Origin of the sequence: Pantoea ananatis LMG 2665, assembly GCF_000710035.2 — a bacterium.
GTDB lineage: Bacteria > Pseudomonadota > Gammaproteobacteria > Enterobacterales > Enterobacteriaceae > Pantoea > Pantoea ananatis.
Map to the genome: position 1 here is coordinate 666,992 of NZ_JMJJ01000005.1, position 25,298 is coordinate 692,289.

General features: G+C 47.1%; 26 protein-coding genes. 10 read left to right on the forward strand and 16 right to left on the reverse strand.

The genetic code is table 11. The features are described from left to right. Window positions 1-193: 193 nt before the first annotated feature. The 3 genes from EL29_RS23435 (at window position 194) to EL29_RS11000 (ending at window position 1,246) form a co-directional block, all read left to right on the forward strand. Window positions 194-445: a DegT/DnrJ/EryC1/StrS family aminotransferase gene (locus EL29_RS23435; protein ID WP_071999623.1), complete on the forward strand. Its 252-nt coding sequence runs from the start codon at window positions 194-196 to the stop codon at window positions 443-445. Further along, entirely contained in the window at window positions 351-827 is a 477-nt protein-coding gene (locus tag EL29_RS10995; protein WP_235193312.1) for a DegT/DnrJ/EryC1/StrS family aminotransferase, read from the forward strand. Before EL29_RS23435 ends, EL29_RS10995 begins: the two co-directional genes overlap by 95 nt. 65 nt (window positions 828-892) lie before the next feature. Then, a complete protein-coding gene (locus EL29_RS11000; protein WP_033788612.1) occupies window positions 893-1,246 on the forward strand; it encodes an aspartate aminotransferase family protein in 354 nt (117 codons plus the stop codon). 151 nt (window positions 1,247-1,397) lie between these two features. Here EL29_RS11000 and EL29_RS11005 read toward each other — a convergent pair whose 3' ends face one another. From EL29_RS11005 to EL29_RS11030, 6 genes are all read right to left on the reverse strand, one after another. Further along, entirely contained in the window at window positions 1,398-1,817 is a 420-nt protein-coding gene (locus EL29_RS11005) for a hypothetical protein (RefSeq protein ID WP_028715381.1), read from the reverse strand. Between the two features lie 95 nt (window positions 1,818-1,912). After that, window positions 1,913-2,332, reverse strand: coding sequence for a hypothetical protein (locus EL29_RS11010; protein ID WP_028715382.1), 420 nt, complete (start codon window positions 2,330-2,332; stop codon window positions 1,913-1,915). Between the two features lie 12 nt (window positions 2,333-2,344). After that, window positions 2,345-2,638 carry a hypothetical protein gene (locus tag EL29_RS11015; protein WP_028715383.1) on the reverse strand — a complete coding sequence of 98 codons (294 nt, stop codon included), beginning with the start codon at window positions 2,636-2,638 and terminating at the stop codon, window positions 2,345-2,347. Between the two features lie 177 nt (window positions 2,639-2,815). Next, window positions 2,816-4,228 (reverse strand): hypothetical protein, encoded by a 1,413-nt coding sequence (locus EL29_RS11020; RefSeq protein WP_033788613.1) that lies wholly within the window; start codon window positions 4,226-4,228, stop codon window positions 2,816-2,818. Then, window positions 4,221-5,741: a site-specific integrase gene (locus tag EL29_RS11025; RefSeq protein ID WP_050442534.1), complete on the reverse strand. Its 1,521-nt coding sequence runs from the start codon at window positions 5,739-5,741 to the stop codon at window positions 4,221-4,223. Before EL29_RS11025 ends, EL29_RS11020 begins: the two co-directional genes overlap by 8 nt. Beyond that, on the reverse strand, window positions 5,734-6,951 hold the full coding sequence (locus EL29_RS11030; RefSeq protein WP_028715385.1) for a tyrosine-type recombinase/integrase: 1,218 nt from the start codon (window positions 6,949-6,951) through the stop codon (window positions 5,734-5,736). The genes EL29_RS11025 and EL29_RS11030 overlap by 8 nt, the downstream gene beginning before the upstream one ends. Window positions 6,952-7,356: 405 nt before the next feature. Here EL29_RS11030 and EL29_RS11035 point away from each other — a divergent pair, with 405 nt between their 5' ends. Then, a complete protein-coding gene (locus EL29_RS11035; protein WP_028715386.1) occupies window positions 7,357-7,764 on the forward strand; it encodes a hypothetical protein in 408 nt (135 codons plus the stop codon). Between the two features lie 92 nt (window positions 7,765-7,856). Here EL29_RS11035 and EL29_RS11040 read toward each other — a convergent pair whose 3' ends face one another. The 3 genes from EL29_RS11040 to EL29_RS11050 all read right to left on the reverse strand — a co-directional run bounded on the left by EL29_RS11040 (window position 7,857) and on the right by EL29_RS11050 (window position 9,353). Further along, window positions 7,857-8,135, reverse strand: coding sequence for a hypothetical protein (locus tag EL29_RS11040; RefSeq protein ID WP_152548269.1), 279 nt, complete (start codon window positions 8,133-8,135; stop codon window positions 7,857-7,859). A 57-nt stretch (window positions 8,136-8,192) separates the two neighbouring features. Next, window positions 8,193-8,399: a helix-turn-helix transcriptional regulator gene (locus EL29_RS11045; protein WP_028715388.1), complete on the reverse strand. Its 207-nt coding sequence runs from the start codon at window positions 8,397-8,399 to the stop codon at window positions 8,193-8,195. A 99-nt stretch (window positions 8,400-8,498) separates the two neighbouring features. Next, on the reverse strand, window positions 8,499-9,353 hold the full coding sequence (locus tag EL29_RS11050; protein WP_028715389.1) for a DUF6387 family protein: 855 nt from the start codon (window positions 9,351-9,353) through the stop codon (window positions 8,499-8,501). Between the two features lie 78 nt (window positions 9,354-9,431). Here EL29_RS11050 and EL29_RS11055 point away from each other — a divergent pair, with 78 nt between their 5' ends. Then, window positions 9,432-10,556: a DUF4062 domain-containing protein gene (locus EL29_RS11055; RefSeq protein ID WP_028715390.1), complete on the forward strand. Its 1,125-nt coding sequence runs from the start codon at window positions 9,432-9,434 to the stop codon at window positions 10,554-10,556. A gap of 201 nt (window positions 10,557-10,757) precedes the next feature. Here the strand turns inward: EL29_RS11055 and EL29_RS11060 are convergent, their stop codons facing one another. From EL29_RS11060 to EL29_RS11090, 7 genes are all read right to left on the reverse strand, one after another. Next, window positions 10,758-10,964, reverse strand: coding sequence for a hypothetical protein (locus tag EL29_RS11060; protein WP_015699874.1), 207 nt, complete (start codon window positions 10,962-10,964; stop codon window positions 10,758-10,760). A 96-nt stretch (window positions 10,965-11,060) separates the two neighbouring features. Further along, window positions 11,061-12,089 (reverse strand): DUF2891 domain-containing protein, encoded by a 1,029-nt coding sequence (locus EL29_RS11065; RefSeq protein ID WP_042678205.1) that lies wholly within the window; start codon window positions 12,087-12,089, stop codon window positions 11,061-11,063. 222 nt (window positions 12,090-12,311) lie between these two features. Beyond that, window positions 12,312-13,769: a metalloprotease TldD gene (gene tldD / locus EL29_RS11070; RefSeq protein WP_013026463.1), complete on the reverse strand. Its 1,458-nt coding sequence runs from the start codon at window positions 13,767-13,769 to the stop codon at window positions 12,312-12,314. Window positions 13,770-13,786: 17 nt separating this feature from the next. Beyond that, window positions 13,787-15,136, reverse strand: a complete 1,350-nt coding sequence (locus EL29_RS11075) for a TldD/PmbA family protein (protein WP_028715392.1) — start codon at window positions 15,134-15,136, stop codon at window positions 13,787-13,789. 26 nt (window positions 15,137-15,162) lie between these two features. Then, complete coding sequence (locus EL29_RS11080) at window positions 15,163-16,419, reverse strand: thioredoxin family protein (RefSeq protein WP_028715393.1); 1,257 nt, start codon at window positions 16,417-16,419, stop codon at window positions 15,163-15,165. Window positions 16,420-16,448: 29 nt separating this feature from the next. Beyond that, the gene (locus EL29_RS11085) at window positions 16,449-18,140 is read right to left on the reverse strand and encodes an ABC transporter ATP-binding protein/permease (protein ID WP_019106562.1); all 1,692 of its coding nucleotides are present in this window, start codon (window positions 18,138-18,140) and stop codon (window positions 16,449-16,451) included. A gap of 28 nt (window positions 18,141-18,168) precedes the next feature. Further along, window positions 18,169-20,613 carry a TonB-dependent siderophore receptor gene (locus EL29_RS11090; RefSeq protein ID WP_028715394.1) on the reverse strand — a complete coding sequence of 815 codons (2,445 nt, stop codon included), beginning with the start codon at window positions 20,611-20,613 and terminating at the stop codon, window positions 18,169-18,171. A gap of 685 nt (window positions 20,614-21,298) precedes the next feature. Between EL29_RS11090 and EL29_RS11095 the strand changes: the two genes are divergently transcribed. From EL29_RS11095 to EL29_RS11115, 5 genes are all read left to right on the forward strand, one after another. Further along, window positions 21,299-21,850 carry a sigma-70 family RNA polymerase sigma factor gene (locus EL29_RS11095; protein WP_014594144.1) on the forward strand — a complete coding sequence of 184 codons (552 nt, stop codon included), beginning with the start codon at window positions 21,299-21,301 and terminating at the stop codon, window positions 21,848-21,850. After that, window positions 21,847-22,803 (forward strand): FecR family protein, encoded by a 957-nt coding sequence (locus tag EL29_RS11100; protein WP_013026469.1) that lies wholly within the window; start codon window positions 21,847-21,849, stop codon window positions 22,801-22,803. Before EL29_RS11095 ends, EL29_RS11100 begins: the two co-directional genes overlap by 4 nt. Window positions 22,804-23,055: 252 nt before the next feature. Continuing rightward, window positions 23,056-23,754, forward strand: coding sequence for an energy transducer TonB (locus tag EL29_RS11105; protein ID WP_227008702.1), 699 nt, complete (start codon window positions 23,056-23,058; stop codon window positions 23,752-23,754). A 181-nt stretch (window positions 23,755-23,935) separates the two neighbouring features. Next, window positions 23,936-24,556, forward strand: coding sequence for a MotA/TolQ/ExbB proton channel family protein (locus tag EL29_RS11110; protein WP_235193314.1), 621 nt, complete (start codon window positions 23,936-23,938; stop codon window positions 24,554-24,556). A gap of 26 nt (window positions 24,557-24,582) precedes the next feature. Beyond that, entirely contained in the window at window positions 24,583-25,014 is a 432-nt protein-coding gene (locus EL29_RS11115; protein ID WP_013026472.1) for an ExbD/TolR family protein, read from the forward strand. Window positions 25,015-25,298: the final 284 nt, after the last annotated feature.

Sequence of the window (25,298 nt, forward strand, 5' to 3'; positions counted from 1 at the left end):
TCATGTTATCCTGTTCACCATAAATTTATATGCTTACTTACATAAAATATACTAGCATAACCCCCAGTTTCATTCATTGTCAGAAAATGTGGTTGAAATTTATCTTGAATGGGGCTGGGGCAATAATAATGATTAAATCGACAGGCCTAAATTCATTTCTGAGTGCATGACAGAAGCATATCAGAACAGCCTTATGAACTATCGGGACGACTCAGGTACTGCAGCTGCTGTAAGAGACTACGAGCTAAAACTGGAAGCTAGGCTTAATTTTAAACATGTCATCGCCATCTCCTCAGGTACAGCAGCAATCCACTCAGGGCTGGTAGCTATTGACGTGGGTAAAGGTAGCCGTGTCGCTGTACCAGCAAGCAGTCTGTGCAGTTATGACTGTGTTGCCTATCCTTCAGCTTGCCGCTACGCCTGTGGTGATCGATACAGATGGTGACTCCTTCTGCCTTGATCCCGAACAGCTAGAATCTGAACTTAACAATGCACTGGCAGCCATCATAGCCTGTAATATGTGGGGTAAACCAGGCACTTCAGAAACTATGCTTTTCCTTTCTAAACGTTTTAATGTCCCATTGCTAGAAGATGCCGCTCAGTCTTTCCGATCCTCAACTCCTTGCGGGCAGGAAGGTCTTAAGGGCCACTTAGGTTGCTTTAGTGCCCATGAATATAAGCTGCTCTTAATAGGAGAAAGCGGTTTCGTATCAACAAATGATACGGATCTGGCTGAGCGCCTTCGCGCCTTTATACGCCGGGGCTTTGACGGGAATGGATATGGCAATCAGTTCGGTGTGAACTATAAACATAAACTGTTAGGTTAACAGGCTATCGCAGGTCAGCATTCGCTGACGGGGCTGGATAATTACCTATCGACTCGTGAGACAATATGCTCAGCATGGCTCGAGTCACTTTCTTTGCTTCCCAGCTTAAATCTTTACCAGTTGCAGATAACGGTAAAGTAGCGCCCTATGCATGTGCTATGCAGTTCAATGATAATACTGACGGGCTGCACTTTGCGGCTCAATTAACTGCCCTTGGCCTGCTTACCGATCCTTATCGCTATGAACTGAAACCAATCACCTGCTACCCGGTTTTCGCAGAGTATCATCCTGGAAATAATAAACTACCCAACGCGATGAAATTTATTCGTCGTCTGCTTATCCTCCCTGTACATGATAATATACAGTTAGCAGATATCTCAGAAGGCTCACGATTGATATCCAGTTTGATAAAAGGCTGATATTTTCTGCCAGGATAGACTTCTTCATTAGAGACTAACCTGGCAATGAACACTCTGTGTAATTGCCAATCAATATTAGAAGATACATCCACTCAGTCAATCTTAAATTATATAAAGCGTTAGATATATAGGGTCAAATCAAAATATAATTTTAAATTCTCCTTTTCTTTCTCTTTCTTCTGGCCGCAACGACCTGATTCAGGAGTACAGCTTTCTCATACTTTACCCTTTCCTTACGATAAACGGCCTCAGCCTCTTCTTCATTATCAATGGCATAATGAATCATAAACCTAAAGAAAAACGTGATCTCATGTTCATAGCCAAGGTGCTGAATGATTCTTGAAGAACACGATTTTAGAGCATTTGAAAGCATAGATATGATCGTAAAACGATCTGCAAAATCTGTTTTAGATTGTGGAAGGTAGTACTTAATGTAGTAGCCGACACAGAATAGCCAGATATAGCGAATTATCTTGTCATGTGCAAAACCTGATTTTTTTAATCTCTCAATGAACATTTGCAAAAGCAAAAGTAGCTTTTCTTCTTTTGAAAGAGCGTCTGTATTTTTCATAGATTGCATCCTTGCAAAAATGATCAACCACTCCTTGGTTGTATATACAAGATAACATATAATTTAAATTGCGCAACATATGCGCAAATAAATATTTAATCAGCATTGATTTCCCTGTCTATCTCAGGCAATCCATTATTAAGTTGTTCAAAACTGATTCCGTGATTTATAGCATTAAACTGCCATACAACAAACCTCTCTTCCAGACTCCTGATCTCTTCTGCCAGTGCTTTATTTTTGAATTCGAGATTACTGATACGCTGTGAGGCCATTTTTAAATTAGCTGGCCGTTTTTCTTCATCGTTTCCAGACTTAATATTTTTCTTCTTAATATTGAAAGCCATGACAATATCTTTGTGAAGCCCCAGTGACTGACGGGTTGGTCGCTTACCAATCAGAGGTTCAAGCCTGTCACAAAGATATTCCCATGAAAGCTTACCTAACTTCTCACTGTCCCAACCTGCTATTGTGTTTTTAATTATGCTGATATCTTTATTATCTAGATGTTTAGCCATATAGCTCTCCTTTTAATTATTATTTATCCTTTCATTTCCAATCAGTTCCTTTCTGCTCGCGCCTGTGAGATTTTTCATATGTGTAAAATCATCACCCTCCAGTCTTACCAGCGCCCCGTCCTCAAGATTTTTGCTTTTGAGTAGCGCTATCAAATCCAGAAGTCTTGCTTGATTTTTTTCGTGATAGGCCGCCCACTTGTCAGCCCCGTATTCCTCTTCCATATCTACCTTTGCCTTTTCAAGAAGCTGCTCTGTGTAGGCCGCTGTAGCTTCCAGCCTGCCTAGCGAGGCTTTGTCCCCTTTCACGCACACATGATTGCTGCAATTGATACAGTCCCTGAACTTAGTACACGGAGAGATTACGTAGTCATGAGTGCAGTAGCCGAACTCTGTAACGTGAATGGCTGCGTGACCTGTATCTTTGACATCAATACGCCATGAAGGGTTTGCTATAGCTCGTGTGACCTGCTCCCCATTGATTGATTAAGTATCTAATACTGGGGGCTGGTCACGTGGGGTGGTGTTTTCTGGTTTAATGCCAATATTCTGCACACCATGCTTAACTGACTCCCGAACCTTCTCTTCCTGGCTGACGTGGTTATAGGTTCTGTTTTGTGTTTCCCTCACTCGTCCTGACCACTTGGCTAGTTCAAAATCGCCAAGGCCACCACGTTGTGCAATTGTATTGAGTAAGTGCCTTGCCTGGTGACTTCTGAGGGAAAGGCTGTTCCCATTTGCCCCTCTGTATCCGTGCCTGTCAAAAATTGTTGTAATAGAGTGAGTCCGGCGATATTCAGTGCTTCCCAGGTTGGCGCTAACCATAGAGGCAGTTGGTCTGAAAAGAGATCTTTGCGTTGTTAAACCTGCACTGAGCTGATACCGGAACAGAAGACATAGTGCGTTGCTATACCGAATGTTCTTTTCTTTATCGTACCAGGGGAAGTCTGGGTAAAGCTCACGGCCCTCACCAGAAATCTCAATCTCTCTGGCATATGTCCGGGCGTTTTCTGAAAGAGTCCTTAGCCTCCTGATAGCTATCTCAGCAACCGGGACCATGACTTCAGGTATCCATTTCACATTTCCACCAAACCCCTTCACGGAATAGAAGCTCAGCCCGTACCGCATCTTTCCTTCCCTGTCCGCCTCACGGATTTCACAATCCGCAGGGAGCGTCAGGATTTCGGTTACTCTGGAAGGTGCGCACATGAGCAATGCAAAGACGGAGCTTATGAACAAGTCCATTTCTGAAAGCTGATCGTCTGGAAGTGCGAAAATTTCAGCGATAGCATTCAACGACTCTTCGTCAGGTAACTTTGCCTCACGGGCCTCTTGTGCAGTTTTAGTGAGCCTGTTGCTTGCTTCCTGCGCTCTGAGTGGACTCTTCCAGAGCAGTGACTGCATGACCAGGAATTCTTTTTCTCTGAGAAATGAAACCAGTCCCTCCAGTACTTTACCGCAGGCATGCGCTACTGCTTTGTTGTATGCGCTTCTTAAGGTGACAACGCACTGGTCCAGAACAGTGAGATTAACGTACTGAATATGACTCCGCCCATTGACCTGCAAGAGGGCTGCCTCAAGTGTTCTGAAAACGATATTCAGACGCTGATTGATTTTCCTGCCTCCATTCATGTAGTGGTAAAGGACATAGCTTTTAGCGAACTCAATGAAATTCTTGTCTAATGGCTCATTTACAATAACAGAGCTTTTTTTAACGCCTTTGACAGGGGTTTTAGTAAAAAGGAAAACTTTTGTCCAGTTAACCTCCTCCCAGCTCACAAGGTCGTTTTCATTGAGAGTGAACCGACAGTAGCTCACAAAATCATCTATTTTTTGCGCACAATATTTTTCCCTGCGCGTTTCGAGCACTCTTAATTTATCATTTTTAATATTATCCATTTAACACCTCCGGGTTTGTTTTGATTTCTTTGCACTTATTTATCACCTCTGATACTGCAATAATTGTTCTATCAAGTATTTGTATAGTCATAGGATCAGCCACTATGCACTGAATCCTGTTACGCTCATCGAGTAAATATTCGAGTAATTTTTCATGCGGCCCTTCAACAAAAGGTCTGAAATGCATGCAGGTGTAACAGGGGATGGGCACACATGCTGTGCAGGATTTGCAACTGGCGCATTGCCCTGACTTTTCACCAGTATTGATTCTGATGTTGCCACCGGGATATTTATCCTCACTTTTGTTAATCAGCACTCCCTGAAACATCTTTGCGTAGTAGCCAAGCTCAACTGAAACTGCATCTTCGATTTTATTTAAACTATCTGGACCTGACTGAACATAAACGCCTGTATACATTAATGTGGAATGATCAAGTAATTCGCCTATAACAACTTCTCCATAACCTTCTCTGGCAAGCCGGGTACCTAATGTATAGCGAAACCGCCTGGCATTCATATTTATTACTTCACGCGTCCTTTCCGAGATCACGTTTTCTGCTATAGCTATTCTTTTGAGCGTTTGAGTACACTTCATCGCATAGGCGTGAAGTTTGTCTGAAGAAAGAATCTCATGTAAATTCTCACCCTCAATAACCCCCTCAAGCCTTTCCTGACAGACAAACAAAGGTAATTCTAATATCTCTTTATCAGAGAGTTTTCTACCGAGTTGCTTGCTAAAACTCTCAGAAACAATACGTGCCTGCTCTTTAAATATGTTGAATAATTCATCTGTAATTCTGAATCGCCTGAATGACGCTCTATACTTCTCACCTTGCTTTATTCTGGGGATATTTATATAGCATTCGTTTATGGCTCTTTCTTTTATGATATCTTTCGTTTTTATCTGTGTGATTTGTAAACTTCTTCTGCCCGTGTGAATAGTGATTAAAGCCATTGCCAGATCAGAATAGGATATTGTACCTTTCTGGTATGCACGTGAGACGGCATCGTAAAAATTATCAAACTCCATGTCTGTCAGAGGCCCCTGGTAAGGGTCTCGTCTTTTAACAACCTCACCTTTTTTATTGTCTTTGATCGTCCAGTTATCAACGAGGTCTACACAGCTTTTGGTAACCCCCTTAAAACCTAATTCATACCATTTTTTAATCAGGATCCTTAGACAAAGGATATCCTGGTTTGAGAACTTATCATTAGATTTTGTTGTTAACATTACGGCCTCATCAAATGTATCAAAGCTCATAACTGAAATTAACTTCATAAAAACCCTGTTAATTTGCTTAACAGAACCGGGGCTAATTTCTTCTGCGAAATATTTTAGTGTATTCACATAACCGTATCTGAGATTTTCTGATAACTTCTCAGTCACCTCACCTACATTCAATTTTATATTTCTACTTAACTCCCAGAATTCATCATCCAACCCGAATGTGTAACTTTCGTTTTTTGCATACAAGATATCTCTATGCGCGTTTATAACCTTTAATTTATTCATAAGACACCCCACTGCGCTTTTTAAAAATATTATCCTGAAGTTGCAAGGCTGCTTTTACTGATTCCTTAACAATAAATCGTCTGTTATAGGTTTGTGCTGTTCCAGAACCCGGCTCCCACCCCATATGGTTTGAACGCATTTTCTCTTGCATCTCCTCACTCACATGCTCGGTGCTTTCATCCATCAGTTTCGAAAATAGATAGTTCCAGGTATGTCTGAACTTATGTCCAGTCAACTGGCTTAAACCTGAGTCAATGCTTCTCAGTCTGTAAATGATCTTATGGTAGGAAGGAACGGACAGAGGATCGCCACGTGTCTCTCCTTCTTTGTGAGTAATGAAAAGGTATCCGTGCTTTTTCTTTCTGATATTGGCTTTTCTTTCGCCTGTAATATATGAATGGAGAAGTCTGGTAAGTTCGTCAGACATGGGTAAATTTCTTTCAAGCGTTTTTACGAGGGGCTGATTGACTCTTGTGTCCTCAATACTGTCAGCCCTTCGTCTTATGAAAAGCATTTGCGCCGCAAAATCAATATCTTCTACTCTCAGGTTCAATAACTCTCCACACCTTATCCCTAATGAATGTAATATCGTGACTATAAGCTGATTTCTCTGCCGAACCTTTTTGTCGAATGGATTGAATTCACATTGCGGATCAATAACAGAAAGAAGGATTTCCAGGTCTTCTTCTTCAATTGTTTTATAAACGTTGCCTTCTGAATTTCTGTATTTTATCTTCGGCCTTCTGGCTTTTATCTTGTTCACAAAGTAGAAAATTTTCCTGTAGCCGTCGCCAATATTTTTGATAGTTAGCTGACACAACCATTCGAGATATTTTGCTATTGTTGTAAGCCGTATGTACTTTGTCGCACTGCATACTCCAGGATGATGATCTTTGATATTAGTCACTTTCGCAGTTCTCATCCTCTTCCCGACAAAATCGCGCAGAAGATCAATTTCGTTGTTATCCAGGAATCTGGCTGTTTGAATTCGCTCTTCAATGTCTATATTGCGTATAAAAAGAAACCGATAAAAAAGTGCAATACACCCTGCCTGAGTCTCAATTGTTTTTATCGATTCATTGCTATTTCTAAGTTGTGTTGTAATAAATAAACATGGATAAAATAACGGGATGCCTGTTTTCTTGTTTTTTATAATGCAATAGCGCTCACCATTTTTCATTTTAAACGTTTTAATACCAAATCTTTCCATAAACTCTCCTTTTTTTTCAGTTAAATTCTTTGCAAAACAGGTATAGGTTAAATATTCAAAAACAATGACCTACAATAATTTTGCAAGAATATTTTATTAATATACCGCTTAATAGCTGTCAATAAAGGATGGTACTAAATATTCTTTCCAAATGTTAATAAGGTATATATTAGGTGCATTCTATTTACCTGATACCTTAAAAACACTCTGCGCAGCTTGATACAACTATCTTCGCTTTATTTCCGTAAAGAATTTTGCAAAATTTAAGCTGTTTTGGCTTTTAATTCTTTCCATTTTATCGACAACTTTCACGGCATTAATCTTTAATAACACAAGTATTTAACTAGTCAATACTTGCTTTTACTTTATCATTTGTTATATATCAATAAAAACCAAGGAGAGCCTATGATTGATATTAAAAATAACTTAGAAATTATGTGGATATATTTTCCTGAAAATGAACATGAAATCTTGCAAGAATTAAATGAATCATCCGCCTTCGAGTTCTACGAACGCTACCTGTTAGAGTTATCAGCAAGAGAGTTCCTTGATTTCTTCCAATATTTATCAGACTACAAAATCGACAATAATCTTGATGATAAACATTCAATATCTCAACTCATTATCTATGGCTTTGGTCAGAAATCTACTCTCGACGGAGAACCACAATTCGAAAACCTTCTGTCTATTCAATCACGTGTTGCCGATCTTAGAAACGAACATTTAACTCAAAGAATTAAAAATGAACAGGAAGTGTTGGGTGCGAAGATTGAACCACTATCAGAAACCATAAAAAAGCAAGACAGATTGTAATTCATATATAAAGGGCCATGCATATGATACATGGCCCCATTCCTACTACTGCCATATTAACCCTATACAAATAAGATTTGTTTAAAACAATCTTACAACTTAAAATTCTTAAATTCATGTTCAGATTTAAACAAAAGGATCATTTTGGCCAAATTTTCAACATCTGCTTTCTGTTTAAATAAAGTCATCCATATTGAAAAGACCGCGTACTGTATTTTAAACTCAAGTTCAAAAATAGCAGATACTGCCCCCTTTATATTCCCTGAGAGATATTCTCCTAACCAGAAAGCAATACTTTTGGAAAATTCATCATTACACATGGCTGTAACTGCAACATGATCGAATCTTTCATTAAATGATTGTTTTTCCATAGACCTAAAATATTCATTAGTACTAATAAAATCGTTCAACTTCACATTAAAGCCCTCTTAAATGGATTCGTTTCGTGATTTAGCAATTAACACATCAATCCATTCATCAATTTCACCCTCAATAAATGCCACCGCACGAGAGCCAATCTTGATAGGTTGAGGAAACTGCTTTTGATTGATCAACTCGTAGATCCAAGAACGGCTAAAACCAGTCCTCTCAATCACAGCAGGTAAACGCATTAGTTTCGTATTTTGTGTTTTCATGTTGCTCTCCTCGGTGCAGTTTCGACGAGAGCAAATGTAAGGGAGATATGGAGAGGAGGGTTAGTGCGACTCAAGACAACAGAACCGCTGAAGGATAGGTCAGTTAGAATCCGAGAGTTTCATAACCTCCGAAACTCTCATGTTTTTCAGGTGTAGGTTTCGATTTATGAAGAAGTTGAACTGCCTAATGAAATCTATGGTCGCGGCTTTCATCGCAAGGGGTCTGTCTGCGTCTTTGATATGGTAGTGCAGACGAATAACTGCCTCATCATCTTCGTCTGTGTACAAAAGTCTCGACAGCCTGTCGTCTGAAAGGCGTAGGTCATTCATTTTTGCCCACAGAAGCACGTCGAGCATAGCGATTAGCCTATAGGTGATAATCTTCTTTATCGTCCCGTAGCCGAAGCGCACAGCTCTTGACTCGTCAGCTTCAATCCCCTTCACGCGTCTCCATTGCGGAAGAGCTGATTTGATAGACTCTGCAATTTCATCGTCTGTACCACTGGCAAGGTCGATTTCTAAAAGGACGGTGCTTTCACATATCGCTGACATAACCGTAGATACATATGCTTCATGGTGGGGAAGGTTTACGCAGTACTCGTCACTACCTTGCTCCCAGGAGAACAGATTGACCCGGAGACCAGTTACACTAAGTTGAGCAAGGCGGCTTATGTCTGTAATGAAGATATGCGGTGGGCTTTGAAGAGTTTGATCATCTTGCATGTAGTTAAGCTGTTCGGGCTCGAAGAGGAAAGGCTTCCCATTGAAGATCTGTCTCATGTATCCACCAAGACCGACCTTTTCCTCTTCAGTCGGCCATGGCTTAAAAAGAAGGGCTCTTGCCCATAACTCGTGGTATAGCGCATTGAGCGTTGTATCTTCAAAACTTTTATAGTTTTCTATTTTCAGCCAAGCTTTAACTGCTCTTGTATCCTCAGCAGACCAATTTTTCATAATTTTCCTATTTGGTAACAAAGGTCGACTCACGATTAATGCCTATACTTATTAATAACCTGTCTGCTGAGAATTCATATGAATATTTTCATAAGTTCGTTGATATCGGGTTTTGAAGATAAAAGAAAAGCTGTCAAGGATGCCGTTTGTGTTCTTGGGCATAAACCACTTATGGCAGAGGATTTTGGGGCTAGAGCAAATTCGCCACAAATCACTTGTCTTAACGGTGTTCGTGAATCTGACGCTGTAATTTTGATTTTAGGCTCTCGATATGGAGCGATACAACAGTCAGGCTTGTCAGCAACCCACGAGGAAATCATCGAAGCTCGTAATACCAAGCCATTGATTATCTTCATTGAAAGTGAAATCAGCGAAGCGGAACCTGAACAGGATAAACTGATAAAGGAAGTAAGTACTTGGGAAAAAGGCTTTTTTAGAGGGGAATTTTCTTCAGCTGAAGATCTAAAAGCTAAAGCTCTTAAAGCAATTCATGACCTTGTACTTGCCCGTGCAGTAGCACCTCTTGATCCTGTGGGCCTTAAAACTAGAGCAGTTGAGAATCTGCCGCGCAGTAACCAAACTTTTTCACAAAGCGCAATCAATCTGGATATCTCAATTGCTGCCGGCCCTGATTCAACCATTATCCGTCCTGCTCAAATGGACTCTAAAGAGCTTGAGGATAAGTTATCAAAAGAAGCTCTTTTCGGCAGGCATGCTATCTTCGACAAGCAATTTGGCACAAATGTATCGCTTGAAAATGGAGCGATGTGTATATGTCAGACGCTAAACCGGGATCTTAAGAATCTTGTAAAGCTACATTCTAATGGCGATCTACTGATCTCATTACCTTTGGCTTCACCTTCAGGAGGCCTTCCCGCCATCATCGAAGAACAGGTAACTGAGCAGCTCTCAAAAGCTTTAGATTATGCTTTATGGATCTACTCTGACATCGATCCTACACAACGATTAACTCATCTCGTGCCTGCACTAAGCATATCAGGTGGCTCCTCAGCCTCATGGAAAACTCAGGCTGAGTACATGGCTAGTCCCAATACTATGTATTCATCATTCTCGATGGGACAAGATAAAGCTCCAGTCTTCTTGAACCCAGCTCATGTTGGAAGACAGGCATTTACCTTAGATAAGCTTTTATATGTCGAAGATTTCATAGCCCTCTTACGTCGACAATGGAAAAGTAAGTAATTTTCATAAGCACATGTTTTAGGCATATGCATAGGCATATTTAACATATATATCAGTTTTAAATACCTTTAAATGCATAATGTTAGTTTAACTTTTCAAATCCTCTCGTGCCGACCAAATTATCCCTTAAAAAACCAACCTTTACGGTTGGTTTTTTATTGCCTGCGATTGGTGAGGGTAAAACAATGGTAAAAACAGCCATCATTTTGCTGTGATCAGATAGCAGAAGCGCGTGGCATGAGACAACGCCGCTTCGCACATCATCGTCCAGTACATTTCTGCCCTCGTGCCCCAAAAACGTCCCACGCCCGCACCCAGAAAAAGCGCAGGCTCTAGCGTCAAGATGCCAAACGGCGTCAACGTCTTTGCCGCAAACGGACCGCGCTTTGTCATTGAAAACAGCGTCATGACAAATTCCCTGCGATATCTACAGGACCATCGGTTTACTGCTACGTATCTTGTTATCGTAACCTCAGGATGCCGGAGAGGATCTCAAACGCGAGATCACGTTTGATGATGAGCCTGGCCGTCAACAGGCGACGCCAAAGCAAGCAGTGCAAAGCTGGCAAGCCAGTGGCCGCCGCTGTAATGGCTGCCCACCACGTGAGGGAGACTGGCTGTCAGATGCCGTTCGGCTGCGGCCTGAAGCAACGAGACAGCGGGATGAGCGTTTGGCAATGCAACAGCAAGATGCCTAAAGCACCAGGCTCTGCTGAGATTCAATCCGTCAAGATGTGTGATGGTGGGATCGGTACGATCGCTGACCTCTGCAGGCTGCATCAGCGCGGTCTTACTGGCGATATCAGGTAGAAATGCATCGAACCAGTTGGCGAAGTTAACGGTGACTTTACTCATTAACATGGCTTCCGTTAATGCACCAGAAAGGTATTCGTCCCCACCGGGTTCATAATGTGCTGGATAATCAGTGTCCTCGCGGTAAAAACGTTCTGCGACATTAACGATGACGTTTTCCAGCAAGCTGTCCTCTAAAGTGCGTGCGTAATCCAGTGCTAACATCAGCGCGAAGGCAGAATTGGTATGGGTCCCGACCCGAATAGCGTAGGTCAGCTTACTGAAGTAGTCGATAAAGCGACTGCGAATGTCCTGCGTCAGTGGCTCAAGCCTCTGATACCACTGCGCAGCCTGCGGCAAGGCAGATTTTTTCAGCTCCCCGGATAAGCCAAGCAACCATGCATAACCGTAAGGACGTTCGAACGCCGTGCGAAACGGTACGGTAAAATAAGCACGTTCCTGCGCGATATTTTCTTCAGTAAAATGCGCATGAAAAACAGCAATGATTTCATCACGGCATGACAACGTGGGATAAAGGCTCAGGGCACGGAGCAACAGCCAGTAACCGTGTACCGCAGAGTGCCAGTCGTAGCAGCCATAGAAAACCGGATGCAGTACACGTGGCGACAAGGCATCACTGTCATCAAGCATTAAGTGTACAAGATGACTGGGATATTCCTGGCGCAAATAGGTTAATGGCATCCGGGCAAATGCATCAGTCCAGGATGGCGTTAATTTCATCATCATTCCTTACCCGAGAAAGCGTTAACCGTCTCAAGATTCCCCTTACCGCCAGTCAGTGACGGCAGGTTCATTTTTGGCTTAAAACACATGATCGCTGCGGGCTCTGGCGCGTCCGCAGCGCGCGCAAACGCTGGCATCGACATTTGAACAGCGGTCAGCCCACCCGTAGCGTCCGTCAAAGCGACAAGCGCCACAGACCGGTTTCGTCGGATGATGACCTCATCGCTGGCGCGTGCCGCCAACGATGAGGTTATCCACTTTAAGCGTCGGTTGCCCTACGCCCACTGGAACATTTTGTCCCGATTTCCCGCAGGTGGCGACGCCACGATCCAGGGCCAGATCGTTGCCAACCATGCTGATCTGCTGCAGCGTTTCCGGTCCCTTTCCGGTCAGCGTGGCGCCTTTAACCGGTGTTGTAATTTTGCCGTCTTCGATCAGGTAGGCCAGCGCGCTTTGAAAGCTGTATTGGCCACTGACGATATCCACCTGTCCGCTGCCCAGGTTAGCCAGATATAATCCACGTTTAACAGACGCAATGATCTCCTCAGGTTCATACTGGCCATTACGCATAAAGGTGTTTGTCATGCGCGGCATAGGAAGATACGCGTAGGACTGACGTCGGCCATTGCCAGTGGGGGGAAGTTTCATCAGACGGGCACTCAGGCTGTCGTGCATATAACCTTGCAGAATACCGTCTTCAATCAATGAGGTGCACTGCGTCGGGTGCCCCTCATCATCTGTATTGAGCGAACCCCGGCGCCCCTGTAGCGTGCCGTCATCGACGATATTCACCCCAGGTGGTGCAACTCTCTCTCCGATGCGCCCTGCGTAAACTGAGGTACCCAGCCGGTTATAGTCACCTTCAAAGCCATGCCCCATCGCTTCATGCAACAACATGCCGGGCCATCCGGCGGCAATGACAACAGGCATTCCGCCGGACGGGGCCGCAACCGCCTCTAAATTTATCAGTGCTGAATCCACCATCGTGCGTAAAGTCTGTTGCAGCACCTGATCGTTGAACATGTTGAAATCGCCGCGCCCACCTATGCCGGTCGTGGCCGACTCACGGACGCCCCGCTGCTCGACGATGACGCTGACCTGCAACAGCAGCATCGGACGAATATCTGCAGCCTGATAAAAATCATGGCGCAGGACATAGTTAACCGAATGGGACAATCGAAGGCTGGCCGTGACCTGAATCACCCGTGGGTCAAGCGCACGAGTCATTTGGTTGATTTTTTCGAGCAGACTGATTTTCTCTGCCGCCTCCCATGCCACTAAGGGATCGCGGGAGCCGATATGCGTTGACTCGGGCCGGGCTTTAACAGGTTCAGGCAGGGCGAGACAGCAATGCTTAGCGATGGTCCGCACCGATCGCGCGGCTTCGCGCAAATGTTTGAGATCAAGATGCTGAGAATAAGCGAAGGCGGTCTGATCGTACTCTACCGCACGCAGGCCGAACCCCTGATCGACATCAAACGATCCAAAGTTCACCACGCCATTTTCCATTGCCCAACTTTCATGGCGAAGACTCTGCACATATAAATCGGCGTAATCGACCCGATGGACGAGAATCCGTCCCATGATGTCCTGTAGCAGGGCATCGCTCAGGCCGTAGGGTTCCAGCAATTGCTGTTTGGCCTGTACCAGGCGAGTGGTTGTGCCTGTTTGACTCATAGTAAAACTCCTTTGGCTCAGCGTCCTGCCACCTGAAGGTTATCAATTAATACAGACCCGGAAGTCAGTGCGCCCTGGGTTATCACGTCAGTCCCGATAGCCACAATGTTGCGGAACATTTCGGCCAGGTTACCCGCCACCGTAACGCCATCAACGGCGTACCGTATTTGCCCGCCTTCAGCCCAAAAACCCCGCAGGCTTCGCGAGTAATCACCGTTAATCAACCGTGGCCCGCCGCCGCTGAAACTGGTCACGATCAGCCCGGTATGAAGTTTTTTTACCATCGCGTCGAAATCATCGCCCTTCTGCGTCAGGCTGCTGGTCAGAGACAGGTTTCCCGGCCCCCATCCATTCCCGGTCGGAGCCATATCAAGATGGCGCGCGGCATAAGCCGAGAGGAAAAAACCCGCCAGAATCCCCTGATTAACGATCTTGCGGGTTGTGCCGCCGATACCGTCGCCGTCGAATGACCGGCTGGCGAGCCCCTGCGGCGCGAAGGGATCTTCAGTGACGCTGACGTGGTCGCTGAAAACCGTCTCGCCCAGTCTGTCAGCGAGGAAGCTGTTACGGTGATACAGCACGCTACCGCTGGTCGCCTGAACCAGATGGTCAAGCAAAGACAGCGCACATTTAGCGTCAAACAAGACCGGACAGCGCTGGCTGCCCTGAAGCGGGGCAGTATCCAGCGCCGCTATCGCGCCATTTCCAGCCCAGCGTCCAATCTCTTCCGGTGCCATGAGTGACTGGGCGTGGCGGGCAACCGAGAAATGGAAATCCAGCAGGCTGCGATTCTGCTTACGGGCCAGCGCGCGGGCTGCCATCATGTGATTGCTCTGGCGTTCGCTGCAGCTAAATCCATGACTGTTCATGATGAAGCAGTCCGAGTGCCCGGTGTGCACGGTAACACCGTCGCTAATGACGTCGTCACCCGCTGAAACAATCCCGGCCTCTATGCGCTGTGCCAGTGCTGTCGCATCGGCTTCGTCGAGGTTCCAGGGATGCCAGAGGTCCAGTTCGTCCGATGCACGGCAAAGAAAGCGTGCCTCCGCCAGTCCGGCGAAACGATCTTCGCCGGTGTAACCTGCAATACGGCATGCGGCCTGCACCGTTTCACGCAGGCTTGCAGACGAATAGTTCGTTGAGCTGGTCGTTCCCTGATGATGACCTCGGTAAACGGTGAGAAACAGGCTGGATTGACTGGCGCGGGTGCGCGTTTTTAACCGGCCCTGACGCATTTCAAGTAGCAGTCCTGTGCTTTCGTTAAACATCACCTGCGCATCGGAAGCCCCTTCCTGCAAGGCCATCCTGATAACGCTGTCAGCCAGGTCCGACAGCTGAACCCGGCTGTGCGCCAACGTATTTGCCATAGCGGCCCCCTGTTTATGCATCATTATTAAAGGTCCGGTGCCGCGGCAAGCAGGCGATTCAAAACCGTCTGCGATGCTGTGCTTATTGGCAGCGCAAGCTGCAACAGGTTTTGATGAAGCGCGTTTTCTTTACTAATAAATTCACCATTTAGCGACTTCCATTCTTCTCTGAGCTGGGCGATCTCCCCCTGAGTGAGCTTGCCCGTCGGCGTTTGACGCTCTTTCGCCATAAACCATCCCATTCGCTTCTCTGGTGTGGCGCGATCGTCGTCGCTCCAGCCTGAGTGGATTTGCATAATGTGGAAATGCGCCCAGTTCATATTTTTCGTGATGATGTCCCACCGTTCACCGTCGGTCGTAACAGGAAACGGTGAAAGATGTTGGATCATCATGGCGACTATCTTTTCCAGCTGTCGGTCTGACGTTTGGAAGCCAGACAACAGGGAAGATGCCAGATTGCCAATATCGGCCCAGGCCTGCGGTGTCGTTTCGCGTCCGGCAAACCGGTCGGCGCACAGTGTTTGCCACTGCGCCAGTAACGCTATTAGCTCGGGCGCACGCAGATGATTATCCCAGGGGAAGAACCCATCGCTCAGCCACCACTGCATAAACGCTGGTGGCACCAGCCGGTAATCTTTACCTGCCCGTAACGCCCCAAACAGGCCTTCCACCTGTTCCACCGTGAGATATTCACAACGGTCAAGCAGGCAGCCCAGTGCAGCGGAAAGCCCGGTGATACGTTCAAATGCATTACTGTCGGGTTGATGGACCATCGCCGCCGCAAGGGTACCTTTACCCTCGATCCAGTAGCGACTCTGGCCCGTGGTAATCTCTCGCTCGCGGGCATGTCGCAGCACACGTGCCGCAATAAAAGCGAGCAGTTCGTCATCCTCATAGAAACTGCCCCATTCCAGACTTTCGTCCTGCTGGACGTGCACTGTGGGTACCGAGATGTTGACCTGATGGTTGGCAAGCCATTCGTTGAGCTGAGCCAGAGACTGAGCGCCCACTAACCGAACCGGGTCCTGAGCCGGGTTAAACAGCAATAAGGTGGGAATGCCCCGTACGCTAAAGCGCTGCATGATGGAAGGATATTTTTCGACATCAAGTTTGGCGACCAGTAAATGTCCCGCCGTGTTACGGGCCAGCTTATCGATAATCGGCGACATCGCTCGGCAAGGCGCGCACCAGGGGGCCCAGAGATCGACGAGAACCGGTAACTGAGCATCGGCCAGAAAGACATCAAGCTCAAGATCGGTTAATTCAATGGATTTATGCGTCATAGTGTTTCCTTTGCAAGCGTTAACGCTCATTAACGGGCCGTGAGCGTGAGAATATGAGGGTGGAAGTGTTCAAGCTCTTTACGGTGTGCCACGCTGATAAGCGTACAGTTGGGCAACTGGTCGATAAGCGCCTGATAAAGTCGGTTTTCTGTCTGCGGATCGAGTGCGCTGGTCGCTTCATCAAGAAACAGCATTTCGGGTTTGTGCAACAGCACCCGGGCCATCGCCAGCCGTTGCTGTTCGCCGCCGGAGAGCACCTGCTGCCAGCGGTCAAATTGTGTTAACGAAGCGGCGTGAGCCTCCAGGCAACAGTCAATTAACGCCTGTTGGCACTGCTGATCGGTAAAAACGTCAGGTTCAAGCGGATAGGTCAGCGCACTTTTTAACGTGCCTACCGGGATATAGCTTTTCTGGGGTAAAAAAAGCGTACGAACAGACTCGGGGGCAATAATAGTGCCTTCGCCATAAGGCCAGAGCCCGGCGCAGGCGCGTAATAGCGTGCTCTTACCACAGCCCGAACGGCCGCGAATCACCCAGCGCTCGCCCGCCTGTACCTGCCAGTGCGGCAGATGGGACAGTAACGAACCATCTGGCTGCCGAAGCGTCAGGTTCTCGCACTGCAGGCGCGTCCCCTGGTGCTTCAGTAAAATCCCTGAGGGCTTATCGCGCGCTTTATTTAACGCCCAGAGCAGATCACGAAGTCGGTTGGACAGCGCCATCCAGTTGGTAAATGACTGATAAGCCTGTGGGAAAAAAGAAAGCGTGCTAAGCAAGGTTCCGTAGGCCATCGTGATCTGCGTCAGGCCGCCCATCGTTATTTTTCCCGACAGTAGCAACGGGAGTGCCAGCAGCGTGGGTAAGGGCGAAAATACCTGCGAAAAAAAGCTCTGGAAAAAGTTGAGTCTGAACGTCTTACGCATCATCAGCAGGGTATTGGCGCGCACCCGTTCAAAGCGCGAAAATAGCCGCCGCCGTTCACGCTCTCCACCTTCAAAAAAAGCAATTTGCTCGGCGTTTTCCCGAACCTGCATGCCAAGGAAACGAAAGTCAGCTTCCACCGTTTGTTTATTCATATTTACGCCGATCAGGACTTTACCCAGCCAGTGCGCCAGCGCGAGATGGGCAACAGAATACAAATAGACGACAATCACCATGTAACCGGGAATAGATAATGTCGTGCTGCCCAGGCTAATGGATAACGCGCCTGATAATCCCCACAGCACAATGGTGAAAGTGACCATGTTGACCAGCACATTAATAATGTTGGTCGATAAATTGATTGTGACGTCGGTAAAAAGATTGATATCTTCCGCAACGCGTTGATCGCTGTTGCTGATAACGTTGTCCCGTTCTAACTGATAATAAGCAGGATGTTCTGTCCAGCGTTCCACAAAGCGAGCGGTCATCCATGTCCGCCATCGCAACGTGAGATAGTTTATCGCCAGTACGCTTATCAAAGGCAATACCGTGGTTAACGCGCCGATAATCAGGCTTTCAATCATGACATTGCTGATTACCGGCCAGTTGAGTGCGACCAGTGCATCGGTTAATTTTCCGTGTAGCCTGTTCAATGCGACAAAGGCATAGGTCGTGGTAAAATTAATTGTCAGGATGACAGCCAGTAATAATATAGCCAGCCATTTCTCTGATGATATCCAGAAAGGATAGATTAATTGCCACGTACCCGGACGGTTATCATCCGATGGGATTTTATTTACCACGTTAGTATACTCTGGTGATTTACATGTATCAGAACGAATAAGTCAGCGTCAGACGTGCTGTCCTGTCAGGTTTCACACTGATAAACTGAGGGGTTGAGGTGTAATAATAGAGCGTGCGATTAAATATATTATTCACGCCCAGCGTCACCGTATATTTAGGCTGATGATAGAAAACGGAGGCATCCGTTTGGGTCCAACCGCCCTCTTTAAAATAGTTGTTTCTGTAACCGTTCCAGGTACTGCTTGCTGCCTGTACCCCGACACCCGCACCCAGTCCCTGTAATTTCCCTTGCTGTATTTCATAGGTGGTCCAGAGGCTCGCGGTATGTTTTGGCTGACCCACAACTTTGCTTTGGTAACCGATAAGTGCCGCGTTGTCGGGATCTTTTGACTGAGAGAAAGTATAACTGGTGGTGATATTCCAGCCCGGCAATATCTGACCATTTAAATCGAAATCGAAACCTTTGGTTTCCCTTCCCTGTGTCCCGACTGGTTGACCGGCAAAATTCGTAATGATGAGATTTTTTTGAATAATGTCAAAGGCTGACGTCGTAATCGTCAGGTTATCGTCGAGCAGACTGAATTTAAAGCCGGCCTCCTTCGATTTTCCTGTGGAAGGTGCAAATGCACTTCCGGTCCGGGGGTCCAGCAATCCACTTGTCTGAAAACTGTTGAGTAAATTAGCATAGACGGTGACCTCAGGCGTAATGTCATAACTCACACCGTAGCTGGGCACCCATTTCGTTTCATCTGAAAAGGTAATTAAAGTGCGCGTCGGTGAAACATAGGCTGTCGATTTTGACGTCCATTGCGCTCGCTTGGCGGACAATTGCAGATGCAGCTTTTTCCAGAAATCAATCTGGTCCTGAAGAATAATTCCCTTTTGTTGTTCGAGCGTATTATAGTTTTTAGCGGTTGGATCGGGTATTGGCGGAAAAGAAAGGCTGTCAGGATTGTTATAATTTCCCGTCGTGAAGATTCGCCCTTGAACCAGTTCCCAGTCGGTGGTCTCTGTATGTTGGTAATCATAACCCACCAGAACATTATGGGTTAACGGCCCGGTATCGAATTTGCCCCGGATATCGTTCTGCAGGCTTAAGGACGTGGTGTCCTGTCTGATACCCAGCTCGTGGCTCAGTAAATTGCCATTGCGCGCGGCATTGTAAACTTCATGAACGCGGAAATTATTCACGCTGTCCACATAAGCGGCTTTACTGTTAAACGACCAGTTATCTGACAGATCCTGCTTCAGTTCATAATAGGTAGTTTTAGAATCAAGAGCGAAGTGGTCATCTTTATCACCCAGTCGGTATTCAGGCAGTTTTAAAATATGGCCGTTACTATAAAGAGTTGCTGCAGGGCCTGATTTTCGGGTATTGGTAAATTCGGCGCCCACTTTTATATGTGTTTTTTCCCCTTCCCATGCGAGAACCGGTGCAAGGTAGTCGGCACGATTACCATTAAAATCCGGGAAGCTGTTATCGGAGTGCATGGTGGATGCATTAAGGCGGTAGCGGAACGTTTTATCGTCGTTTAATGGTCCGCCGAGATCGATTGCGGTTTTGACTTCACCGTATTTGGCCACCTCGACTTTTATTGTATGCAGTGGGTAAGCCGTCGGCGCTTTACGGACAAGGTTAACCGAACCCGCAGGTGAGCTGTTTCCTGCTAATACCGCCTGTGGTCCTTTTAATACCTCAATACGCTCAACACCATCAATACTGGAGTAACCTAAAGGGCTGCCGTTTACCGCGTTGCTGGGATTGGATACGCCGTCTGTGGAACCTGAGGTAATGGCAAAACCTCGGATGCTAACGCCATTTTGTCCGCGATTACCGGTACTAAGATTGACCCCTCCTACGTTACGCAGCGCATCTTCCACAGAGGTGGCCTGCTGATCGTCCAGCACTTTGCGGCTGATGACCTGAACGGACTGTGCCGTATCCTGCAGGGATAAATTGGTGCGCGTCGCAGAACTCGACATTGATGGATTATATACCGTTTCATCTTCGCTGCGTTCTGCCTCACCGTTAACGGTAATCGTTGGCAGAGTCTGACCGCTGTCCTGCGCAGCTTGCAGATCTGAGGCGGGTTTAACCGGCGAGGTGGGATTCATCGCATAGATAGTCAGCGTACCATTAGGTGTGGTAGTGACGGAAAGTGGCGTTCCCTGCAACTGTTGCAAAATAGCCTGCTTCAGCGTGAAGTGACCTTTAATCTCTTTAGCCTGGTAAGGCGCCACCAGTTTAGGATCGAACGAGATGGTTTGATGACTTTGACGGGCTATCGCTAATAAACCTTGCTCCAGAGAACCGGAAGGCACGGAATAATTGATTGCCGCAGGCGCTGCAGCATAACCATCCTGCAACGCAAGTAGCGGAAAGGCAGTAATGGCCAGGGCAATATTTACCGCCAACGCCAGACGGCCTTGGGTAAAATACGTTTTCTTTGCATGATGCGGTGCTTCGTTCATTGCTACAGCTCCAGCAGAAAAGGTAAAGGGACTACGTCGTATTGTTATGAGTCGATTATTCTTCTCAGTAGGTATGTGCAATGAGATTTAAAAAGTGACACCTCATTAGGGTGTTTGTGTGAAAAAAATCACTTAATTTTAAAACATTAATAATATTAACTATTTAAATTCAAAATTAATTTATAAGTTATTCATCACTGTGTAACCCAACGCCGAGTGAACGGCGACGCATTAGCGCACCATTCTGGTGCTTAATTGGATGTGAGCTTTTACTGGGCGCTCTCTGGTGAATCAACACTCGCATCAATGACGCTTCGCGTCAGGAAGATGAAACGCGTTAATAAAAAAATCATACTCTTGTCTTTCGTTCTGTCTTGTCTCCGCCGTCAGCGACAGATGAACGCAGCACCTTTGCGGTGCGGCCTACTGAGGCTGGCCTTCCAGCGTCAAAAAGATGGCACAAGAGAAGTGAGTGGCAGAGCGTAACGATGCATTTATAACAAGCTGAATAGTAATAAATAAAAAAAATAAACTTAAAAAAGAAAAGTCCGGAAACACATTGGCCTTTCTTTTGCCTGGTAGGCAAAGGTTTTTCCCACAATAAGCTGCACCTTAGCGCAAGGTAGAAAGTGGGTTCCATTTCTCGGTCTTTATTGAGGCGCTGAGAAAGGTGTTAAGTTTTCAGATGGGGGACATTATGCCTGCCGACATGACCGATCGTTCAGATATATTAACGCTTATTTTTCGCAGCGATTATCGCTGGCTGACGGATAAATTACGGCGTCGAATTAGCTACGGCACCATGGCAGAAGATATCGCTTCTGAAGCGTTTTTACGTCTGGCGGCAATTCCGGAACTGCCCCACATTCGCGAGCCGAGGGCCATGCTGACGACACTGGCCCAGCGCGTGTTATATGAAAACTGGCGACGCCGCGACCTTGAACAGGCTTATCTCAAAGCTCTGGCAGATAGCCCGCAGCATTGTCACCCCTCGCCCGAAGAACTGGAGATGGTGATGGAGTCTTTACTGGCTATCGATCGCGCTCTGGATGGCTTGTCCGTAAATGCGAGAAAGGCCTTTTTGCTCAACCAACTGGATGGCATGACCTATGCTGAAATCGCTAAAGAGCTTGGCGTATCAGCCAGTATGGTGCGTAAATATGTGGCTAAAGCACTGACGAATTGTTATCTGGTGGCTCAGGGTCAATCTGACCCGATGGCGGGACATCACAAATGAAACTTACCCAGCGTCCCGACGACGTCGCGCAGGAAGCAATTGAGTGGATGGTGCTGTTACGCTCGGGCGATGCCACAGAAGATGACTTCCGGCAGTATGAGCGCTGGCGTTATTCCGACGATCGTCACGACGCCGCCTGTGCAAAAATTGAAGCAACGTTGGGTAAGATTCAGACGCTAAACCACAGTATACCCACAGAAAATCTGCGCCAGACGTTGCTTGCGCCGTCAAGCCGCCGTCAGTTCCTGCAAAAAGCCTGTGGCGTTGCCGCGTTAGGTGTGTTCAGTGGGTTGATATTAAACCAGCGATATCCTTTGCCCTACCTGTTATCCGATGCTTATACCGATACCGGACAGCGGCGCAGGATCCAACTTAACGACGGCAGCACGCTGGATATGAATGCCCGCACGGCGTTGAATATTTCGCTGGATGAAACCTTGCGCAAAGTGGAACTGCGCACCGGTGGCATCATTGCCGAAGTGGTCGACGATCAACGCCCGTTCACCATTGCCACCCACGCAGGGCGAATTCTTGCGCAGGAAGCCCGTTTCCATGTTCGGCAGGAATCGAGCGGTATTCATTTGGCCGTCCTGAACGCGGTGGTAAAAGTGACCAATCGAAACGGTGACAGTCGGCAGGTTCAGGCAGGCCACGGTCTGTGGTTCGATCATCAGTCGTTTATCCCGCTGGGCGTCTCGCCCTATGAGGAAACCGCATGGACGCAGGGTCGCCTGGAAGTGAAAGATGCTACGCTGGGTTCCGTGATTAACTCACTGAAAAATTACAGTCCTGCCGTCATTCGCGTCGCCCCGGCCGTCGCTGACCTGCGAGTCAGCGGCAACTTCCCGCTTGATAATATTCCCTACACGCTCGACGCGCTTGCCCAAACAATGCCGATTGCGATCACTCGCACTACGAATTACTGGATCAGGATCGAGCCGGCCGCGTCATAAAAATTTGCGTTTTTTCTTCCCCGGCCGGTGTCATTTTTTCATTCTCGTTGCACATACAGGATAAGTCTTCCAGAAACTGCTGCTGAGAATCATTGAGCAGTAGCGATTTATCGTGAGGTAGTAGTGAAAGCAGAGCGCCTTATTTTCAAAGATCATCTTTCAGTGCCTGGAATACCAACGGCTCCCCTGATTGCTCCGCAAGGCGCGCAGAGTTCCTGTAAAAAAAATCTGCCAAAGCTGGCGGTGAGCGCGGTGGTTATCTTGCACCTGGCACTGATTGCCATGGCTATTACCCACACCACTCAATACCATCCGCTGAATATTATTAATCCCGCGACCCAAACCAGTATTGAAGCAACCATGGTCGAGGCGCCCGCTGAACCCGTACCGGTTCCGGAGGTCGTCAAAGCGCCACCTGTCCTGACCGCCGATAACAGCACGCGCGAAATCGATCAGGATGACGTCAAGCCGGTTGTACCGCCACCTGAGCCAAAAGTCGTGCCGCCTAAGCCCAAACCAAAGCCAGTTGTTCGACACAAAACGTTAACGGAAAAAACGCACCCGGTCGAACCGGTTAAACCTTCACCCGTGCAAAATGCAAAAGTGGCGGAACGAACGGCGATTCCCGCCACGTCTCAAGGGCAAATGCTGAAAAGCGTACCGAATGCTGCCCCCAGGAATGTCGCCACAGTGGGTTGCCAGGTACCGGCTCCGGACTATCCACGTAGGGCGAAACGGCTTCAGGAACAGGGCGAGGTGCTAATCCGCCTGATCATTAACTCCGATGGCACGGTGAAACACCGCGAAATTGCACGGAGCAGCGGCTTTGACGATCTGGATCAGGCGGCAATGGAAGCCGTTTCCCGAATACGCTGCAATCCTTACATGGAAAACGGCCAGGCGATTTCCGTTATGACGATTCAACCCATCACGTTCAAATTATCCAGCTAGGGCAGGATGATGATGAGCGGGCGCTTTTCTTACTAATTGAGGATGCATTATGAATGAGTTTGGCATAGAACATGTATGGGAACAGGGTGACATCATTACCCGGTCAGTGGCCATTATCCTGCTAATTATGTCGGTCATGTCCTGGTCGGTCATTGTTATAAAATGCATACAAGGCGCGGGCATGAAAAAGATAGCCCACCGCACCAAGCATTTATTCTGGAGTCAAAAGACGCTACCGGCAGCCATTGATACCTTGGGTGCCAACGGTAACAACCCGTTTCGCGACCTTGCCATCGCCGGACACGCGGCCATGTCCCACCAATATACGATTGAAGCAGGCATCAGCAACAATCTGGATATTAGCGACTGGCTGGCCCGCGCCCTGAAAAACAGTATCGACGACAGCGCTGCCAATCTGCAATCAGGCCTGGGGATCCTTGCCTCCATTGGCAGTACGGCGCCATTTGTAGGTTTGCTTGGCACCGTTTGGGGGATCTATCATGCGCTGCAGTCCATCAGCATGGCCGACCAGCCCGATCTGGCTCACGTTGCCGGGCCGGTGGGCGAAGCGCTTATCATGACGGCATTTGGCCTTTTCGTGGCTATCCCGGCAGTTCTGGGGTTTAACACCATAAGTCGTCGCAACCGCGCCCTTCAGCACGCCATCGCGCGTTTTGCCAACGATCTGCACGCTTATTATCTTACCGGCTCACGTATTACGTCTAACGTAGAGGAACTGCACGCTGGCGATAAAGCTCAGTCGAGCTCTGTTCAGCCATTTCGCGCCAGTCAGCCAGTTTAGCGCGGCTTTCTCAGGAGACGTGAAAAATGAGTATGTCAGGTAAATCACAGTTTGAGTCAGATGACGATCCGCTGGTCAATGATATTAATATGACCCCTTTTATTGATGTCATGCTGGTATTGCTGATTGTCTTTATGATTACCTTGCCGGTGATCAATCCGGCGGTAAAAGTCAATTTGCCCAAAGCTAACGCCAGCATGGTCGATAAGAACATTAAATCAGTGAATATCTCGCTGACGGCCAACGGGAATATTGCCTGGGATAAAGAAACACTCGATGACGCCGCCTTTGTAGCCCGACTGCAGGATGCGGCAAAACTGCCTGAACCGCCGCATATCCGTATCTATGCGGATCAGGGAACCCCGTATGGGCGAGTGGCCTTCGTGATGACAAGTGCCCAGAGTGTTGGTTTAACAAAGTTTGATTTTGTGGTGGATAAAAAAGTGCCGGCTGCCTGAGCGTCATTTAACTGCATTTGTCAATAACAGATAAAAAACACAGGCTGTTCGATAGTCAGGAATGACTGTGCCGAGCGGGTTAATCAATGATCAACAGCGAATAAAGGCCAATATGCGCTGTTAAAAAAGCATCATGCCAGGATTTCGTTTAAGGGAAACATTTATTCTGATGCGTAGAACGTCGCCCCGATAAACAGGGTTCATGGTTCCGGAAAGGCGCGATAAACAATGATAAAAAACCCACGCGCTGTCAGATTGTCGATTGTCGCTGCAGCCGTATGGGG